This is a genomic window from Arthrobacter sp. ZGTC412 (assembly GCF_002929215.1).
In the GTDB taxonomy this organism is placed as follows: domain Bacteria; phylum Actinomycetota; class Actinomycetes; order Actinomycetales; family Micrococcaceae; genus Arthrobacter.
Window position 1 is genome coordinate 126,828 of record NZ_PJII01000002.1, and the last position, 17,683, is coordinate 144,510.

Sequence of the window (17,683 nt, forward strand, 5' to 3'; positions counted from 1 at the left end):
TCAACGGTCGGGATGCTGCGACAAACGGCACCCGCCATTACGCTGGGCACCATGCCGGACTCCCCCCTCCTGACCGCCGCGGCCGTGGCCGTGATCGCCATGGCCGTCGCCGTCGTCGTTGGCGTGGGACTCAAGGTGCTGCGCTCCTTTCGCGACCTCGGAACGGACGCCGAACGCGCCACCTACCACACGCTGCACGCGGCATCCCAGGCCGGCCAGCATCTCCGTCGCGGCCTCAACCCCGCGGGTGCGGCGAAAGCCAGCCGGCAGCTGCGCACGCTGCTGGGTTGCGAGGCGCTGGCCATCACCGATACCACCGGGGTGCTTGCGTGGGACGGGGCAGCCGAAGAACTGAAACCGCGGTTGATGGATCTCGCCGAAGGGGTGCTGGCAGGCGGGCGGACGGCGGTTCTTCCGGCCGGCGGCCCCACAGGGCGGGGCGGCGCCCAGAAGAGCGGCACGGGCGGTCAGCTCGCCGCGGTGATTGCCCCGGTGCGAGCCGGGACCCGGGTGGTGGGCGCCGTCGCCGCCTTCGCTCCGTCAACAAGCGCGGGACTGGTGCGGGCCACCGGCGAGGTGGCCGACTGGGTGGCCGTGCAGGTGGAGCTTGCGGAGCTGGACGCGTCACGGACACTGCTCATGGAGGCCGAGGTACGTGCCCTGCGCGCCCAGATCAGCCCGCACTTCATCTACAACTCGCTCAACGCCATAGCGTCCTTCATTAACACCGACCCCGCCCGGGCGCGCGAGCTGGTGGTGGAGTTCGCCGATTTCACCCGCTACTCCTTCCGTCGCCACGGCGACTTCACCACGCTCGCCGAGGAGCTTCGCTGCATCGACCGCTACCTCCTCCTGGAACGTGCCCGGTTCGGCGAGCGCGTCCAGGTCAGCCTGCGGGTGGCGCCGGAAGTCCTCAGCACCGTCATCCCCTTCCTCAGCCTGCAGCCGCTGGTCGAAAACGCCGTCCGGCACGGGCTCGAGGCCAAGGAAGGGCCGGGGCACATCAGCATCAGCGCGAACGACGCCGGCGCTTTCGCCGAGGTGACGATTGAGGACGACGGCGTGGGCATGGACCCTGCCCAGCTGCAGTCCGTGCTTGCCGGCCATACCGACGGCGAGCACGTGGGCCTGCGGAACGTGGACGCACGCCTCCGCCAGGTCTACGGCAATGACCACGGCCTGGTCATCGACACCGCCCCCGGGGAGGGGACGCTGATCACCATGCGGGTCCCGAAGTCCCAGCCTGGCCACGACGCGTGAACCTGCCGCTCCCACCGGAAAGTACCCTAGGAACATGATTAACGTCCTCGTCGTCGATGACGAGCTGCCCGCCGTCGAGGAACTGGCCTTCCTCCTGGGGCGGGACGACCGCATCGGCACTGTCCTCCGCGCCACCTCCGGCACCGAGGCCCTCCGGGCTCTGGCAGCCAGCCCTGTTGACGCCGTCTTCCTGGACATCCATATGCCGGCGGTCTCCGGGCTGGATATTGCACGCGCCATCGCCACGAGCAGGAATCCCCCGGCGGTGGTCTTTGTGACCGCGGACGAGGATTACGCGCTGAAGGCGTTCGAACTCGCCGCCGTGGATTACCTGCTGAAGCCGGTCCGGGCCGAGCGGCTGGCCAGGTCCGTGGGGCGCATCAGTGAACTGCGCGACGGCGGTACCGCACCGGAGATGATCACCGTCGACCAGGGCGGAACCACCAGGATGATCAGGCGTGACGACGTGACGTACGTTCAGGCCCAGGGCGACTACGCACGGCTGCACACGGCAGATGCGAGCTACCTGATCCGGGTTCCGCTGGCTGACCTCGAGCAGCAGTGGGCGGACGCGGGCTTCATCCGGACGCACCGCTCCTACCTCGTTGCCCTGAAGCACGTGACATCAATGAAGCTGGCGGCAGACGGTCCCAGCGTCACCGTTGCCGGTGCGGGCCTTCCCATCAGCCGGCGCCACCTGCCAACCGTGCGGGAAAAGCTGGGCGCCACCCGGATCAGGCCGCACGCATGAGCAGGGTACGGGTCACTGCACCGCGCTCGGCAGCGCTTCCTCCCCGCGACAGCCGGGAGGCGGCGCAGGACTCCGAGGTGGGGCAGGTCTTCGTCAGGTCGCTCATCCGGTCCCAGCTGCGGCTGGCCCTGGTGGTGGCTGCCGGTTTCCTGCTGATCCTAGGCGCCTTCCCGCTGCTGCTGGGTGTGGTTCCCGGCCTGCGGGAGACCCGCATCGCGGGGATCCCCTTTGACTGGCTTCTCCTGGGTGCCGGCATCTACCCCCTTACCGGGCTCAGCGCCTGGCTGTACATCCGGACCGCCGCCCGCAATGAGGCGCGGTACCGGGACCTGGCGAAGGACCAGTGACGGCGCCATGAATCCAGGCGTGGCCATAGCCGCGCTCGCCGTGGTGTCCGTGGCCACTGCGGTGATCGGCTTCTACGGCCTGCGGATCTCGCGGACCACGGGCGATTTCTATGTTGCTTCCCGAACCGTTCGGCCCTGGTGGAATGCCTCGGCCATTGGCGGAGAGTACCTCTCCGCCGCAAGCTTCCTCGGTGTTGCCGGACTCATCCTGCTGTCCGGGACGGACGCTTTATGGTTTCCGGTGGGCTACACGGCCGGGTACCTGATGCTGCTTCTGTTTGTTGCCGCGCCGCTGCGGCGCTCCGGCGCCTACACGATTCCTGATTTCACCGAGGCCAGGCTGGACTCGCGGGCGGTCCGGAAGGTCACCAGCCTCGTGGTGGTCCTGGTGGGCTGGCTGTACATTGTGCCCCAGCTCCACGGAGCCGCTTTGACCATCCGGATCACCACAGGACTGCCGTCCTGGGTGGGATCGGTGGCTGTGGTGATAGTTGTGTGCCTGACGGTGGTTGCCGGCGGCATGCGTTCCATCACTTTTGTCCAGGCCTTCCAGTACTGGCTCAAGCTCACCGCCCTGGCGGTTCCTATCCTCTTCATCGTTTTTGTGCTCGCAGGAAACGGCACTCCTGCCCTGTCTCCGCCTGCCGTGAACCCGACGAATCTGGCCCCCGCCGGGGTCTACCAGAACGTGTCGCTGCTGGTGGCCCTCCTCTTCGGCACCCTCGGGCTGCCGCACGTGCTGGTGCGCTTTTACACCAACCCGGACGGGCACTCGGCCCGGCGGACCACGCTGATCGTCCTGGGCCTGCTGTCCGTGTTCTACCTGTTTCCCACGGCCTACGGACTGGTGGGCAGAATGTTCGCGCCCGGCCTTGCCCGCGCCAACCAGGCCGATGCCATGGTGCTGCTGCTCCCCGCCGAACTGGTGGGCGGTGCCGCAGGCGACCTGCTCTCAGCCTTTGTGGTGGCCGGCGCCTTTGCCGCCTTCCTCTCCACCACATCGGGCCTGGTGGTGTCCCTTGCCGGGGTTATCAGCCAGGACGTCCTGGGCGCCGGCGTGGGCGGCTTCCGGCTGGCGGCGGTGATCTCGATCGTGGTGCCGTTGGCTTTCGCGTCCATGACGGACTCGCTGGCGCTTGCCGGAAGCGTGGGCCTGGTTTTCGCCTTCACCGCCTCCACGGTCTGCCCGGTACTCCTGCTGGGCATCTGGTGGCGTGGGCTTACCGACGCCGGTGCCATCGCCGGGATGCTGACAGGCGGGGTGCTGTGCGGCGGGGCGATGATCGCGGGCGCCGTGGCGGGCGCGGCCAACCTGGCGCCCTGGCTCGCACAGCCTGCGGCCTGGACAGTGCCGGCTGCCTTCGCCGTGATGGTGGTTGTTTCGCGTGCCACCGTTCGGAGGGTCCCCAAGACGATGTCCCGGGTCATGACCCGGCTCCACACCCCGGAACGGCCGCTGGCAACCGAGCGCTAGAATTACGCCCTGTCCACCGAGGGCGGCAGCGCGTCCGGCGTGCGGGACGCACGCCGGCGGGAGACTGAGTGCGGGTCAGTCGATGGCTGCCATCAGTTCAACCACGCGGTCCAGGAAGGCGTCCACCTGGGTTTCCTCGTACCCGTCCCGGCCGACCGCGGGACGGAAGACTGCCCGGCGCACGTTATCGACGCTCAGCGGCTTGTCCTGTTCGAGGTAGCCGATGAGTTCGTGGCACAGCCGGTCCACGTCAGCAGTGTTGTAGCTGCGGGCCTTCTTCTTTGCGGGGCGGCGGAAGCGGTCGCCGTCCGGCCGGTGCAGCCGGCCGCGGAGGATGCCGGACAGGTTGCCGATTTCGCGCAGCCACGCATCTTCGCCACGGGCAGCGATCAACTCGTCCCGCTCCCGGCGGGCAAAAGCGTCTTCCAGGCGGTCCAGGGCTGCGTCCACAACAGCGGCGGAGTAACCGCCTTTGACCGGATCAAAGGACACAGCTCTGACATCAGCACTGTTGACAGGCTCCGCCGCAGCGTCGGGGGTTTCAAGTGATACCCGCGCCCGCTGCAGGAACTGGTCCACCTGCTTGGCGTTGTAGCCGTAATCGCTGCGCTGCACCCGCTCAAAGGACGCAGGGATCTGCCGATGAATGTCCAATGCCACTTTCAGTTCCTTCGATGCTCTTCAAGCCGTACCGCTCCTGCACCAGTCTATTGGCGTCCGGGTCCGGCGGGGGTGTGTGTTTCAGGCCCACGAAACGAGGCCGTACAGGACAAAAGCCGCCGGGGCTGCAAAAACTATGGAGTCCAGCCGGTCCATGACGCCGCCGTGCCCTGGCAGGATGCTGCTCATGTCCTTGACGCCCAGTTCGCGTTTAACCATGGATTCGGCGAGGTCACCGGCTGTCGATGCCGCAACGAGTCCCACCGCGAGGACCACACCCACCCACCAGGGTTTGTCCAGCAGAAAGAGGCTGGCAAGGACGCCGATCAGTATCGCACCGCCGATGGAACCGGCAAACCCTTCCCAGGATTTCTTCGGGCTGATCTTGGGCGCCATCGGGTGCTTGCCCAGGGACGCGCCCACGAGATAGCCGAAAGTGTCGTTGGATACCACCAGCAGCAGCATTACCGCCACCTGCCACGCACCGTCGGGAATTGTTCCTCCCGGCCAAAACCCCAGCGGGGTAGCGCCGCCCGAAGCATGCAGCGGGAGCGCCGCGAAGCTGATGAAGAACGGCACCCAGCCCAGGGTGAAGACGCCCGCGAAGATGCTGTTGGCCGAGCCGGCAGCGCTCTCGACGGAACGCCACAGCAGCACGGCCACCGAGCTCAACAGCATGGCGAAAAGCAGGCTCTCGATGCCGCCGAAATAAGCGGCAAAGGGCATCGCCACCGTACCGGTCATCACCGGCACGATGGGCATCCTGGTCCCGTTCGCCTCCAGGGCACGGAAGATTTCCCACACCCCAAAAACAGCGAAGGCGGTGGTGACCGCAACAAAGCCAAGAGGGAGGAACAGGAGCCCGCCCAGCACAGCGAAGAGCATGGCCAGGCCCACCACCACCGCGGCCGGCAGGTTCCGCCCGGCCTTCGGCGTCGGGTTGGTCCTGGGCTGCTTCCCCCGTGTGCGCGCCCGTTGTACCGGGGCCTGCTCTGCCTGGCCCATCAGACTTCGAGCAGCTCTGCTTCCTTGCGCTTCAGCAGCTCGTCGATGCCGTCCACGTGCGCCTTGGTGAGGCCGTCCAGTTCCTTTTCGGCGCGGGTGCCCTCATCCTCACCGGCCTCGCCGTCCTTGACCAGCTTGTCAAGGGTTTCCTTGGCCTTGCGGCGGATGTTGCGGATGGAGACCTTGGCGTCCTCGCCCTTGGTCTTGACGATCTTGACGTACTCCTTGCGACGTTCCTTGGTCAGCTCCGGAATGGTGATACGGATGACGTTGCCGTCGTTGGACGGGTTGGCGCCGACCTCAGAATCGCTGAGCGCACGTTCGATGTCGCGGAGTGCCGTCTTGTCAAAGGGGGTGATGAGAATGGTGCGGGCGTCCGGAATGGCGAACGAGGCGAGCTGCTGCAATGGCGTGGGTGAGCCGTAGTAGTCCACCAGGACCTTGTTGTAGAGGCCAGGATTGGCCCGTCCGGTGCGGATGGAAGCGAAGTCTTCCTTGGCTACCTCAACTGCCTTGTCCATCTTTTCTTCGGCTTCGAGCAAGGTTTCTTCGATCACGGTCTCTCCTGAAGATTCTGGTGCAGTCCGGGGCGCCGGTTCCATGCACAAACGTGGTTCTGTGGTGCTTCCGCCCCAGGCCGCGAAGGCAGGGGCGGAACTGTCCTGAAGACATCCTAGCCGTAGCTAGGCCGTGACCAGGGTGCCCAGCTTCTCGCCCAGGATGGCCCGGGTAACGTTGCCTTCGCCCTCCATGCCAAAGACCACCATAGAGAGGTTGTTGTCCTTGCACATGGTCATCGCCGTCTGGTCCATCACGCGGATGTCGCGGCGGAGGGCTTCGTCGTAGCTGAGGGTTTCGAGCCGCTCGGCACTGGGGTCCTTCTTCGGGTCGGCCGTGTAAACGGCGTCCACGCCGCTTTTGGCCATCAGCACGACGTCCGCATGGACTTCTAGTGCCCGCTGGGCGGCCACGGTGTCGGTGGAGAAGTACGGCAGCCCGGCACCTGCGCCGAAAATGACCACGCGTCCCTTTTCCATGTGCCGGATGGCGCGGCGGGGAATGTAGGCTTCGGCTACCTGGCCCATGGTGATGGCGCTCTGGACCCTGGTTTCGACGCCGGCCTGCTCCAGGAAATCCTGCAGTGCCAGGCAGTTCATCACCGTTCCGAGCATGCCCATGTAGTCGGCCCTGGAGCGGTCCATCCCGCTCTGGGAAAGTTCGGCACCCCGGAAGAAGTTCCCGCCGCCAACAACGATCGCCACTTCCACTTCGGGGACGGCTGCTGCGATCTGCTTGGCGACGTCGCGGACGGTCTCGGGATCAACGCCCAGCTTCCCGCCGCCGAAGACCTCGCCGGAAAGCTTCAGGAGGACCCGGCGTCGACTTTTCTCTGGCTGGACTACAGTGTTGACGGCTTCCATGATGCCTTCCCGTTAGTGAACTCTAAAAAAAGGTTATCCTGCTGCGCGGGGAAAGGTCCCATTCGGGGTTTGTCCCATTCGGGGCCTCCCCCGCGCATGCAAAAGGGGCGGCCACCGAAGTGGCCACCCCTTGCAGTTTCGACTAGGAGCCGACGCGGAAACGCGTGAAAGCGGTTCCGTTGACACCGGCCTCTTTGAGGACCTGCGCCACGGACTTCTTGGCGTCCTTCGCGAATGCCTGGTCAACCAGGACCTCACCCTTGTAGAAGCCGGTTACGCGGCCTTCCACGATCTTGGTGAGTGCAGCTTCGGGCTTGCCCTCGGCCTTTGCGGTCTCTTCGGCGATGCGGCGCTCGGACTCGACGAGATCGGACGGAACGTCCTCGCGGGTCAGGTAGTTCGGGGACATCGCAGCAATGTGGACTGCAACGTCGTGCGCGGCGGTGGCAGCGGCTTCGCCTTCACCGTCGACAGCGAACAGGACGCCGACCTGTGCCGGGAGATCCTTGGAGGTCTTGTGCAGGTAAGCGTCAACAGTGCCGCCCTCGACGCGCGAAATCCTGCGGACAACAACCTTCTCGCCCAGGATTGCGCCCTCTTCGACGACAACCTCGGACAGCGGCTTGCCGTCAACTTCGGTGGCCAGCAGGGTCTCGAGGTCGGCTGCGCCGGACTCGACTGCAACGGCCAGGACCTTGTCAGCCAGCTGGATGAACTTGTCAGCCTTGGCGACGAAGTCAGTCTCGCAGTTGACCTCGATCATAACGCCGACGCCGTTGCTGACCTTGGCGGCCACCAGGCCTTCGGCGGTGGAGCGGCCCTCGCGCTTGGTAGCGCCCTTGAGGCCCTTGATGCGGATGATTTCGATGGCCTTCTCGGCGTCACCGTTAGCTTCGTCAAGAGCCTTCTTGACGTCCATCATGCCGGCGCCGGTGCGCTCGCGCAGGGCCTTGATGTCCGCGGCAGTGTAGTTCGCCATGTGAACCCCTCTGTCTAGAAATTTGTTGTGGTGTACGGACTGACAGGACAGCAGCCCACCTGGTGGGCCGCCATCCTGTCAGCAGCTCCGGCGCCGCAAGCGGCGCAGGAGAATCCAGATTTACTTGTTACTTGGCGTCTTCAGCCGGAGCTTCGGCGGCGGGAGCTTCGGCAGCGGGGGCCTCAGCAGCGGGAGCCTCGGCAGCAGCCGGTGCTGCAGCCTCTTCTGCCGGAGCAGCAGGAGCGGCGGCTTCTTCAGCCTTGCTGCCTTCGAGAAGCTCACGCTCCCACTCAGCCAGGGGCTCTTCCGGAGCTTCGGTGGTGCCGGTGGCGCGGTTGTTGCGGGCGATGAGGCCTTCGGCAACGGCGTCGGCAACAACGCGGGTCAGGAGGTTCACGGAGCGGATGGCGTCGTCGTTGCCCGGGATCGGGAAGTCGACTTCGTCCGGATCGCAGTTGGTGTCCAGGATGGCCACAACCGGGATGTTCAGCTTCTTGGCTTCGTCAACAGCAAGGTGTTCCTTCTTGGTGTCCACGATCCAGAGCACCGAGGGTGCCTTGGTCAGGTTGCGGATACCGCCGAGGTTGGTCTCAAGTTTGGTGAGTTCGCGGCGAAGGAGCAGCAGTTCCTTCTTGGTGTACGCGGAACCGGCGACGTCGTCGAAGTCGATCTCTTCCAGTTCCTTCATGCGCTGGATGCGCTTGGAGACGGTCTGGAAGTTGGTCAGCATACCGCCGAGCCAACGCTGGTTGACGTAGGGCTGGCCAACGCGGGTTGCCTGCTCGGCAATTGCTTCCTGTGCCTGCTTCTTGGTGCCGACAAAGAGTACGGTGCCGCCGTGTGCGACGGTGGCCTTCACGAACTCGTAGGCGCGGTCGATGTAGGACAGCGACTGCTGAAGGTCGATGATGTAGATGCCATTGCGCTCCGTGAAGATGAAGCGCTTCATCTTCGGGTTCCAACGGCGGGTCTGGTGTCCAAAGTGGACGCCGCTGTCAAGCAGCTGGCGCATAGTTACGACGGGCATGCCGGCGCTCCTTCCGGCAGGTCATTCATGAGAAAGCCCTAAGGCTTCTTACCCTGCCAATAGTTGACGGTTGATTAGCGTGGCCCGGGCGGGCCGTGCTCCTGGCATCCATCGCGCTTCTCATCAGCACCAGGGTGCTGACCGCAAGAAGCATGATCCTCCGTGGGAGGGCTGGATGCGCGTAGTCAGCTGCCGCTCCCCCACACTCCTGAATGAGACGTGCCGACGCGAACCCGGACAGGGGCGTATACCGTTGGAAAAACCATTGGGATAGCCGCCGGACGGACAGCGTTGAGGGCGCAGCAAACTGCTCCATCAAGTGTACTACAGGCACCCGCACCCGGAAGACAGGAACGACGCCGCTCCACGGCCTTATCCACATAGGCCGGCCCGCCCCTGCCGGCTCCTTTGTAAACGGTTCAGGCTGGGCATATGAAACCTCCGGTACTGCTCGCAGCCCTGCTCCTGCTGCCCGCTTCCCTTGCCCCCGCCGGGGAGACGCTGGCCTTCGGTCCGGCGCCCGCCAGCGCGGAGGCGGCGCCCTCCTGGCAATGGCCGGTATCGCCGCGCCCGCCGGTTCTTCGGGACTTCGATCCACCGCCCAAGCCGTGGCTTAGCGGCCATCGGGGCGTGGACCTAGGAACAGCGTCCGTCGGCGCCCAGGTCACCTCCCCGGCGCCCGGAACCGTCAGCTTCGTGGGGGTTGTGGTGGACCGGCCCGTGATCACCATCGACCACGGCAACGGCCTGCGCAGCAGCTTTGAGCCTGTGGAAAGCAGCCTGGCAGCCGGCAGCGCAGTGGGCAACGGCCAAGTAATTGGCACTCTTCTCCCGGGCCATTGCCCGGCCGCTTCCTGCGTTCATTGGGGCGTCCGGCGCGGCGAGGAGTATGTGAATCCGCTGCAGTTTGTGATGGACCTGCGGCCATCCATCCTGCTGCCCCTGGGAGCACCGCCGTAGTACCCGGCGTGAACGGCGGGCACGGACCGCAACCGGTCAGACGATCGCGGAGATACCGGTGATGGCGCGGCCGGTGACGAGGGTGTTGATTTCGTGCGTCCCCTCGTAGGAGTAGATGGCCTCGGCGTCTGCAAAGATCTTGGCCATTTCAAAGTCGGCCACGATGCCGTTGCCGCCCAGGATGTTCCGGCCGATCGCAACGCTTTCACGCATCCTTGCCGTGGTGAACGCCTTGGCCAGGGCGGACTGTTCGTCCCTGGCCACGCCGGCATCCTCCAACTGTGCCAGTCTCACCATCATGCCCATGGAGCTGACGGTGTTGCCCAGGATCTGGACCAGTTGGCTTTGGACCAGCTGGAAGGAGGCTAGCGGCCGGCCGAACTGGTGGCGCTCCACGGCGTAGCGTCGGGCCACGTCGAACGCGGCCAACTGCTGGCCCACGGCCTGCCAGGCAACACCGAGGCGCGTGACTTTCAGGACCTTGTTGACGTCGCGGAAGCTATTGGCGTGGGCGAGCTTGTAGAAGTCCGGAACCACTACATTGTCCAGCGTGATGTCGGCGTTCTGGACAGTCCGGAGCGCAATCTTGTTCTCGATCTTCTCCGCACTGAACCCCTCCAGCGCGGTGTCCACCAGGAAGCCCTTGACCTGGTTGTCCTCAAGGTCCCGCGCATAGATGACCACCCAGTCAGAGAAGGTGGCGTTCCCAATCCAGCGCTTGGCCCCGTTCAGGATCCACGATCCACCTTCGCGGCGCGCAGTGGTCCGTGTCCCACCCGCTACGTCCGATCCGCCCAGGGGTTCCGTCAGGCCGAATGCCCCGATCTTCCTCAGCGCATAAATATCAGGCAACCAGGCGTCCTTTTGCTCCTGGGAGGCCAGCGCCTCGATGGAACCGGTGAAGAGTCCGTCGTGGACGCCCATAAACGTGGAGATGGACGCGTCAGCGCGCGTCACCTCTGCGTGCATCAGGCCGGCAAACAGGTTGGAATAGCCCTGCCGCCGGACCGGGCTGACCAGGTCGACGTCCGCCAGCTTCGGAAGCAAGTCCATGGGGAATTCGCCGCGGTTCCAGAAGTCAACAGCGATGGGCCGCACCTCGCGAGTCAGGAAATGCCTGATCTCCGCCAGCCGGTCCTGTTCCTTTCCGCTCAGCAGCTGCTCGAAGGAGTAGAAGTTACCGTCGGCATAGGGCAGGTTGGTGAGGTCGGCAGCAGGAGTGGACATGTTTACCTCGCAAATGATCGGCGGTGACCGGAGCTCTCGGGAAAGGAGCACGGTAAGTTACTGCTCAGTAACATACCGCAGGTGTGACGCTTAAGAAAGAAAACCGCGGCCGGCAGAGGTGCCGGCCGCGGTTTCCGCGTTCGTGGGTAGGGCTACTCGGACTTGAACCGAGGACCTTAGGATTATGAGTCCCGCGCTCTAACCAGCTGAGCTATAGCCCCAGATGCCCTTGCCGGCGTCCCAAAAGGGATGTGCCTGCAGGGCAAAATTACTCTAGCAAACCCCGGAAAGCGTTCAGACCACTTTGTCCTCGAAGCGCGCGCCCCGGTACAGGTCCTCAAAGGTCTGCAGGGTGCCTTCGATGCTGTGGGGTTCCACCATCTGCCGGCTGACCTGGCCCATGGCGGCTCGCTGGTCTGCCGGCAGTTCAAGGATCATGGTGATCTTCTTGGCGAGGTCATCGCTGTCGTTCGGCGTGAACAGGTACCCGTTTTCGCCGTCGCGCACCAGGTGCGGCAAGGCCATGGCATCCGCCAGCACCACCGGCGTCGAAGCGGACATCGCCTCCAGGGTCACCAGTGACTGCAGCTCCGCAGTACCCGGCATGCAGAAAAGATCGGCCTTGATGTAGGTCGTCCGGAGGTCCTCGTCGCTGGCCAGGCCCAGGAACCTCACCCTGTCCCCCAGCCCGAGCCGCTGGACAAGGTTTTCGAGGGAGGAACGGACTTCGCCGCCACCCACGATTTCCAGGTGAACGTTCAGCTCGGGTGGTGTCTTGCTGATGGCTTCAATCAGTACATCCACATGCTTTTCCTCGGCGAGGCGGCCGGCAAACATCACGGTGGGGTGGGCGTGCGGTTCGATGTGCTCGCCCGGCTGGAGTTCGTAGGCAGCCGAGTCGATGCCGTTGGAGAGCGGGAGGACCTTGCGCAGGAAAGCGTGCTGGTGCATGGCCTTTGCAGCCAGCGGGGTTGGCGTGGTGACCACGTCAGCCATCCCCATGACCTTGCCCATGTCCTTCCATGAGATTTTCCCGATGATGTTCTTGAACCACTGCGGAAACGGCAGGAACGGGTTGAGGTTTTCCGGCATGAAGTGGTTGGTGGCGACGATCCGGATGCCCCGCCTGTGGGCCTCGTACAGGACGTGCTCACCGATCATGTAGTGGCTCTGGATGTGCACTACATCGGGTTTGACGCGGTCAAAAAGGAGGCTGATCTCCTTTTTGATTTCCCAGGGAAGGCAGATCCGGAAGTACTCATGGGTGGGGACACCGTGCGAGCGGAGGCGGTGCACGGTGGCTTCTGACCGGAACTCGGTGAAGCTCTTGCCGTTGTCCGCCCGGCAGGCCAGCACGTGCACGTTGTGGCCCCGGCCGGTCATTCCCTTGGCCAGCCGGTAGCCGAACTGGGCGGCCCCGTTGATGTGGGGCGGGTAGGTATCCGCGGCGATCAGGACGGTCAGGGGTTGCTGGTCTGCGGGCGTGGTCACGTGGAGGGCTCCTGATGGTCACGGTGCGGACAGCTGGTACTGGCAGCACGGTTGGCCGCCGGCATGGCGCCGGGGCCTCGTGTAGTTGCTTGACGGACTAGTGGGACGGCCTGCCCGCGGCCTTCCGAGCGTCTTTTTTGCGCTTGGTGACCTCGGGATGGTGCCTTGAAAGGGCGATTACCCCCACGATAGCAAGCGATGCAGCGGTTCCCATGGCAATGGCCATCACGGCGTGGACATCGGGGCGGAGTTCACCAAGGATGACGATCCCGATGGCGATGCCGACGATGGGGTCGATAACTGTGAGGCCCGCGATCACCAGGTCCGGCGGGCCCGAGGAATAGGCGCTCTGGACGAACCAGGATCCCAGGCCGCCCGCGGCGATGATGGCCACCACCGAATACCACTGCACGTTCAGCATAAACAGTCCATTGGGATCAAGCAGATGTTTGCCGATGATCCTGGTCAGCACAGCCACAAACCCGAAGAGGACGCCGGCGCCGAGGATATAGACGAACGCGTTCAGCCGGTGCTTCAACATCACGGCAAGAGTGCCGAAGAGCCCGACGGCGAGGGCAAGCAGCAGGACAATGGTAAGTTCGGCCTCGAGACTCACATGGTGGTTTTCCTGCGTCACGTTGACGGCGAGGAGAACAAAGAGCGCTGAGCCTGCGACGCAGGCGGAGATGGCCACGATGGTGGCGCGGTTGATGGTGAGATCCTGGTCTTTGGCATTGACGATGGTGGTAATTACCAGCGCAATGGCCCCGATGGGCTGCACGACCGTAAGCGGGGCTGAGACCAAAGCCACTGCGTTCAGGGCCATTCCGGCGCAAAGGAGCAGGAGGCCGAAGACCCAGCGCGGGTTCCGGAGGAGGCGGAGGAATCCGTTGGAGCTCAGTGCCAAGCCTCCGGTATCGGCTTTGACCGCGCTCCCCTGGCGCTGGGCGCCCAAGGCCAGGCAGAAGGCGCCAAGCACCGCAAGCACAACCGCCATCCACACCATCAGGAGGCCCCGCCGTCGTGGTCCTGCTGCATTCTGCCTTTGCGGAGGATGGCCCAGAAGTAGTTGTAGGCGGCGATCCAGTGGCCGATGAGGCCAAGGCCCAGGACGATCCACGCGGCGACCAGCAGCTCCCCTGAAAACGCGGTGTCCAGCCGGGACAGGACCAGCAGCGGCGTGCCCAGGAGCAGCAGGCCGGTGCGCACCTTGCCCACCGCGCTGACGGGAAGGTCCGGGTGGCCGCCGAAGAAGGACAGCGTCAGGACCAGCAGTATGGCGTCGGGGATCACCAGCGCGGCCAGATACAGCCAGTGCACAACGCCGGCGATCACCAGCGTGACGGCGACGGCGATCAGCGCCAGCCGGTCGGCAATGGGATCCAGGACGCGGCCGAGCTTGGAGGCCTGGTCGAAGCGGCGCGCCACGTAGCCGTCAATCCAGTCGGTGCAGCCCATCACTGCCAGGACAACCACAGCGGCGCCATACTCTTTTTGGGCCAGGACCAGCCAGACGAAGAGCGGCACGCCCATGAACCGGACCACAGTCAGCAGGTTGGGGATGGTGAATACACGGTCGTGGTCCACTTGGGGGCGTCCGGGACGGGAACCGGCACCGATGAACTTCATCCCGACCCCTTTCCTTCCTGCTGCCCTCCGGGCGTGGCCTAACGATTTGTGCCTGCGGCCCTGCGGCGCTCCGCCCGACGGCAGCTCCATGGAAAGCCGGGTCTAGTAGGTCCGAAGGAGCTTGCGGACCAGGACGACGAACAAGGTGCCGGCTGCGGCGAAGGCAGCCAATGGTTTCCACCGGTTGCCCAGGCTGCCTGCGGACTCTGAGAGAGCTGCAAGCCGGTGCCCGGCAAGGTCCTTGCCCCGCCCGGCGAGAGCCTGGCCGTGGCGGAGTTTGCCCTGCGCCGCAGCCATCAGGAACTGTGCCTGGGTTTTGACGTCGAGCTCTTCGCCGAGGTCGTCGCGGACTTCGGTGAGGTGGTGGCGGCGCTGGTTCAGGCGGCGGACAAGTTCCGGCTCGGAGGCGTCCGGGAACTCCTTGTTGTGCTCCGCCGCCTTTGCTTCCTTCTCGGCCTTTGCCGTGGCGTCGGCCTCCGCTTTGGCTGCCTTGGCCGCTTTCTCCTCGGGGCTCCGCGGATCGAGGACCGCGGGGTTGAAGGCGGAGCCCTCCTTCGCGATGCCGATATCGTGCTTGATGCCGCGGATGGTTTCCTCCGGCAGCAGGGGCATCGCCTTCTTGAATTTACGCATTCCGATTAAGCCACCGATGAGTGCTATCAGCAGGAAGGCCGCGGAGACCAGCAGGGCAGCCAACCACGCCGGCATGATCGTGGCGAGGCCCATGATGGCGGCAACAATCAGGCCGACCAAAAGGAAAAGGAGGAAGACGAGGGCCACTGCGAGGAAGGCCGCGGCAACTCCGACCTGGATGCCCTTGCGCTTGAGCTCGATCTTCGCGAAAGCAACTTCGTCATTCAGCTGGCGGGGCGCCAACCGGAAAAGGAGTTTAAGCGTCCTGGGCAGCGCAGCGATGCGCAATCCCGGGCTGGTCCGCCCGCTGTGACGTCCGCTCATCGGTTCCGCCTTACTGTTTCATGGCCGATTCGGCTTCCATGTGCTGCGGGAAAGTGCAACTGCACAGTCCCCGGCACCAAAACTATCATTCAGCTGAATGACGGACCCCGGGGCTTGCCGGACGGCGCGGCCTACAACGCTGCAGAATTCCTTCCGCCCCGGGCCTAGGATTAATCTCCGTGACCATACCCAGCAATCCGGGCGATCTGTTGAGCCGCCGCCGGAAACTCCTGTACATCCTCCTCCTCGGCGCCCTGACGGCGTTGGGTCCGTTCACGATCGACCTTTACCTTCCCGCCTTCCCCGCGTTGGAGGAAAGCCTCGGCGTGACCGAGGCCCAGGTCCAGCTGACCCTCGCGGGGACTACCGTGGGCTTTGCTATTGGCCAGCTGGTGGTGGGCCCCTTCAGCGACAGGTTCGGCCGCCGGACCCCGCTGATCCTTGCCACGGCAGTTCACATCGCAGCGTCGCTGGGCGCCGCCCTGTCCACCGACATCACCAGCCTCGGGATTTTCCGCGTCCTGATGGGTGTGGGTGCTGCCGGCGGCGGCGTCGTGGCGATGGCCATGGTTCGAGACCTGTTTTCCGGCTACGCATTGGTCAAGATGTTTTCCCGGATGTCCCTGGTCAGCGGGCTGGCACCGATCCTGGCGCCCGTGATCGGCTCCCAGCTGCTCTTGGTGATGCCGTGGCCGGGGATTTTCGTTTTCCTTGCCGCCTACGGCACTTTGGTCATCGTTGCCGCCCTGTTCCTGGTACGCGAGACGCTGCCTCCGGAAAAACGCCGGCAAAGCGGCATGACGGCCCGCCAGCGCTACCGGGTCCTCTTCAGTGACAGGGTCTTCGTTGGGCTGCTGCTGGTGGCCGGCCTGAACTTTGGCGGGCTGTTCACCTACCTTTCGGCCTCCCCCTTCCTGTTCCAGGACGTTTTCGGCTTTTCCGCGCAGGAGTACGGGCTGCTCTTCGGCATCAATTCCTTGGGCATCGTCGCCGGAATCCAGACAAGTTCGCGCCTCATCCGCCGCGTGCCGCCACAGTGGATCATTGCCGCCGCCACGGCCTGGATGTTCGTGATGGCCATGCTGATCGTGGTGTTCGACCAGCTGGGGTTCGGCCTCTGGGGCGTGCTGGTCCCGTTGTGGTTCTACATTATGGGCACGGGTTTTATGTTCCCCTGCGTGCAGGTGCTCGCCCTGGCCAGCCATGCTGCCCAGGCCGGCACCGCAGCCTCGCTGCTGGGTTTCGCGACCTTCATGATGGCAGGGCTCATCTCCCCGGTGGTGGGCTGGCTGGGCATCAGCAGCGCCGCTCCCATGGGCGCCGTCCAGGGAGCCTGCATCCTGCTGGCCATCGCGGCCCTCTGGCTGGTGGTCCGGCCACGCACCGTCCCGTCGATTCACTGACGTTATGAAGCCTCCTGAGAAGCGAAAGCCGCACCGGAACCGCCGGGACTCTTCCTCGGGGCGGTGCTGGGCGCCGTCGCAGGCTACTTCGCCGGCCGCGCCCTGGGCAACCCCGCCATGGGGATTGTCCTGGGCATGATCGCGGGATCCGCTTTGCTGTACCGGGTCAACCCCGGGCCCTGGAACCGGCCCTGATCATTCCCGCACGGCCCCCCGCGGCGCTCCCGCAGGCCCGGCTGCGCCGCAGCCTCCACGTCTGCCGCTGAACGCCCGTCCCGGGATAAAATGTGTCCGTGCCCCGCCGGCAGAATCAACCGCCGCTTCCGGCCACGTGGCAACGGTGCGATGCCGGGATGCTGCCACTGTGGTGGGACCGGTTGTGTGCCCAGAGCGGCGAGCAGTCCGCCGCCCTCTACGCCGCGGGCTTGTTCACCGAGGACCGCCGTCGGCCGATCGCCCAGTGGTACAACCCCGCCTTCATGGCAGCACTGCTGGTAGCCCCGGAAACCTCACCCGAATGGCCCGTGCAGCGCTTCGGCATCTTCTACGCGCCACCGGAAACCGGCTTTGTGCGCGTCCATTCCGCGCCCCACGAGTGGAACCCGCGCCAGCCGCGGAAGTCGCCCACGGAACACGAGGCGTTCCTGGCCGCCATTGTCGAGGCAGAGCGGTTTCTCCAAGTGGAAATGGACTTCGTCTAGGAAAGAAAAATCCCCGTCCCTCCAAGGGAGGAACAGGGAATTTCCATTTGGCTCCTCCTGCTGGACTTGAACCAGCAACCCTTCGATTAACAGTCGAATGCTCTGCCAATTGAGCTAAGGAGGAATGAAGCAGGTATGACATTAGCAAAGGATTCACACCAAAGTGAAATCGGCGGTCTTGCGGGCCTCATTGCGCTTCAAGGGCACAAAAAATCCCCGTTCCGGAGGCCGGAACGGGGATTGTGCGCTCCTCCTGCTGGACTTGAACCAGCAACCCTTCGATTAACAGTCGAATGCTCTGCCAATTGAGCTAAGGAGGAATGAAGCGGGTATTAGCCTAGCAAAGGTCTGGCCGGGAAACGAAATCGGGCCCTGCCGGTGCGGTGCCGGG

At 64.8% G+C, this 17,683-nt stretch carries 18 protein-coding genes, 3 tRNA genes and 1 pseudogene; 8 read left to right on the forward strand and 14 right to left on the reverse strand.

Annotated elements, in window-relative coordinates:
- Positions 1-51 precede the first annotated feature (51 nt).
- Genes CXQ88_RS03790 through CXQ88_RS03805 form a run of 4 tightly spaced genes read left to right on the forward strand, consistent with a single transcriptional unit; the run spans position 52 to position 3,832 of the window.
- Positions 52-1,260, forward strand: a complete 1,209-nt coding sequence (locus CXQ88_RS03790; protein ID WP_104043057.1) for a sensor histidine kinase — start codon at positions 52-54, stop codon at positions 1,258-1,260.
- A gap of 34 nt (positions 1,261-1,294) precedes the next feature.
- Positions 1,295-2,011 (forward strand): LytR/AlgR family response regulator transcription factor, encoded by a 717-nt coding sequence (locus CXQ88_RS03795; RefSeq protein ID WP_104042837.1) that lies wholly within the window; start codon positions 1,295-1,297, stop codon positions 2,009-2,011.
- Positions 2,008-2,358 (forward strand): hypothetical protein, encoded by a 351-nt coding sequence (locus tag CXQ88_RS03800; RefSeq protein WP_104042838.1) that lies wholly within the window; start codon positions 2,008-2,010, stop codon positions 2,356-2,358. The genes CXQ88_RS03795 and CXQ88_RS03800 overlap by 4 nt, the downstream gene beginning before the upstream one ends.
- A gap of 7 nt (positions 2,359-2,365) precedes the next feature.
- Entirely contained in the window at positions 2,366-3,832 is a 1,467-nt protein-coding gene (locus CXQ88_RS03805; RefSeq protein ID WP_104042839.1) for a sodium/solute symporter, read from the forward strand.
- A 75-nt stretch (positions 3,833-3,907) separates the two neighbouring features.
- Here CXQ88_RS03805 and CXQ88_RS03810 read toward each other — a convergent pair whose 3' ends face one another.
- From CXQ88_RS03810 to rpsB, 6 genes are all read right to left on the reverse strand, one after another.
- Positions 3,908-4,492, reverse strand: a complete 585-nt coding sequence (locus CXQ88_RS03810; protein ID WP_104042840.1) for a DivIVA domain-containing protein — start codon at positions 4,490-4,492, stop codon at positions 3,908-3,910.
- An 81-nt stretch (positions 4,493-4,573) separates the two neighbouring features.
- Positions 4,574-5,497, reverse strand: a complete 924-nt coding sequence (locus tag CXQ88_RS03815; protein ID WP_104042841.1) for a phosphatidate cytidylyltransferase — start codon at positions 5,495-5,497, stop codon at positions 4,574-4,576.
- Positions 5,497-6,054, reverse strand: coding sequence for a ribosome recycling factor (gene frr, locus CXQ88_RS03820; protein ID WP_104042842.1), 558 nt, complete (start codon positions 6,052-6,054; stop codon positions 5,497-5,499). Before frr ends, CXQ88_RS03815 begins: the two co-directional genes overlap by 1 nt.
- A gap of 126 nt (positions 6,055-6,180) precedes the next feature.
- Positions 6,181-6,918 carry a UMP kinase gene (gene pyrH, locus CXQ88_RS03825; RefSeq protein ID WP_104042843.1) on the reverse strand — a complete coding sequence of 246 codons (738 nt, stop codon included), beginning with the start codon at positions 6,916-6,918 and terminating at the stop codon, positions 6,181-6,183.
- A 142-nt stretch (positions 6,919-7,060) separates the two neighbouring features.
- Complete coding sequence (gene tsf / locus CXQ88_RS03830) at positions 7,061-7,897, reverse strand: translation elongation factor Ts (protein ID WP_104042844.1); 837 nt, start codon at positions 7,895-7,897, stop codon at positions 7,061-7,063.
- Between the two features lie 127 nt (positions 7,898-8,024).
- Positions 8,025-8,924 carry a 30S ribosomal protein S2 gene (rpsB, locus tag CXQ88_RS03835; RefSeq protein ID WP_104042845.1) on the reverse strand — a complete coding sequence of 300 codons (900 nt, stop codon included), beginning with the start codon at positions 8,922-8,924 and terminating at the stop codon, positions 8,025-8,027.
- 432 nt (positions 8,925-9,356) lie between these two features.
- On the opposite strand from rpsB, the gene CXQ88_RS03840 reads away from it, so the two are divergent.
- Positions 9,357-9,884 carry a murein hydrolase activator EnvC family protein gene (locus CXQ88_RS03840; protein WP_104042846.1) on the forward strand — a complete coding sequence of 176 codons (528 nt, stop codon included), beginning with the start codon at positions 9,357-9,359 and terminating at the stop codon, positions 9,882-9,884.
- Positions 9,885-9,920: 36 nt separating this feature from the next.
- Here CXQ88_RS03840 and CXQ88_RS03845 read toward each other — a convergent pair whose 3' ends face one another.
- The 6 genes from CXQ88_RS03845 to CXQ88_RS03870 all read right to left on the reverse strand — a co-directional run bounded on the left by CXQ88_RS03845 (position 9,921) and on the right by CXQ88_RS03870 (position 15,188).
- Positions 9,921-11,111 carry an acyl-CoA dehydrogenase family protein gene (locus tag CXQ88_RS03845; RefSeq protein ID WP_104042847.1) on the reverse strand — a complete coding sequence of 397 codons (1,191 nt, stop codon included), beginning with the start codon at positions 11,109-11,111 and terminating at the stop codon, positions 9,921-9,923.
- A 147-nt stretch (positions 11,112-11,258) separates the two neighbouring features.
- A tRNA-Ile gene (locus CXQ88_RS03850) sits at positions 11,259-11,332 on the reverse strand.
- Between the two features lie 73 nt (positions 11,333-11,405).
- Positions 11,406-12,602 carry a glycosyltransferase gene (locus CXQ88_RS03855; RefSeq protein WP_104042848.1) on the reverse strand — a complete coding sequence of 399 codons (1,197 nt, stop codon included), beginning with the start codon at positions 12,600-12,602 and terminating at the stop codon, positions 11,406-11,408.
- Positions 12,603-12,699: 97 nt separating this feature from the next.
- The gene (locus CXQ88_RS03860; RefSeq protein ID WP_104042849.1) at positions 12,700-13,608 is read right to left on the reverse strand and encodes a DMT family transporter; all 909 of its coding nucleotides are present in this window, start codon (positions 13,606-13,608) and stop codon (positions 12,700-12,702) included.
- Positions 13,608-14,231: a CDP-alcohol phosphatidyltransferase family protein gene (locus CXQ88_RS03865; RefSeq protein WP_104042850.1), complete on the reverse strand. Its 624-nt coding sequence runs from the start codon at positions 14,229-14,231 to the stop codon at positions 13,608-13,610. The genes CXQ88_RS03860 and CXQ88_RS03865 overlap by 1 nt, the downstream gene beginning before the upstream one ends.
- Before the next feature lie 102 nt (positions 14,232-14,333).
- Positions 14,334-15,188: a phage holin family protein gene (locus CXQ88_RS03870; protein WP_104042851.1), complete on the reverse strand. Its 855-nt coding sequence runs from the start codon at positions 15,186-15,188 to the stop codon at positions 14,334-14,336.
- Positions 15,189-15,367: 179 nt separating this feature from the next.
- On the opposite strand from CXQ88_RS03870, the gene CXQ88_RS03875 reads away from it, so the two are divergent.
- The 3 genes and pseudogenes from CXQ88_RS03875 (at position 15,368) to CXQ88_RS03885 (ending at position 17,292) form a co-directional block, all read left to right on the forward strand.
- A complete protein-coding gene (locus CXQ88_RS03875; protein WP_181037403.1) occupies positions 15,368-16,591 on the forward strand; it encodes a multidrug effflux MFS transporter in 1,224 nt (407 codons plus the stop codon).
- Between the two features lie 4 nt (positions 16,592-16,595).
- Positions 16,596-16,786: pseudogene (locus tag CXQ88_RS03880) on the forward strand (hypothetical protein).
- Between the two features lie 158 nt (positions 16,787-16,944).
- Positions 16,945-17,292, forward strand: coding sequence for a hypothetical protein (locus CXQ88_RS03885; RefSeq protein ID WP_373637697.1), 348 nt, complete (start codon positions 16,945-16,947; stop codon positions 17,290-17,292).
- A 48-nt stretch (positions 17,293-17,340) separates the two neighbouring features.
- On the opposite strand, the gene CXQ88_RS03890 is transcribed toward CXQ88_RS03885, so the two are convergent.
- Together CXQ88_RS03890 and CXQ88_RS03895 are read right to left on the reverse strand one after the other, a co-directional pair.
- Positions 17,341-17,416, reverse strand: a tRNA-Asn gene (locus CXQ88_RS03890).
- Between the two features lie 123 nt (positions 17,417-17,539).
- Positions 17,540-17,612: transfer RNA gene (locus CXQ88_RS03895), tRNA-Asn, on the reverse strand.
- Positions 17,613-17,683: the final 71 nt, after the last annotated feature.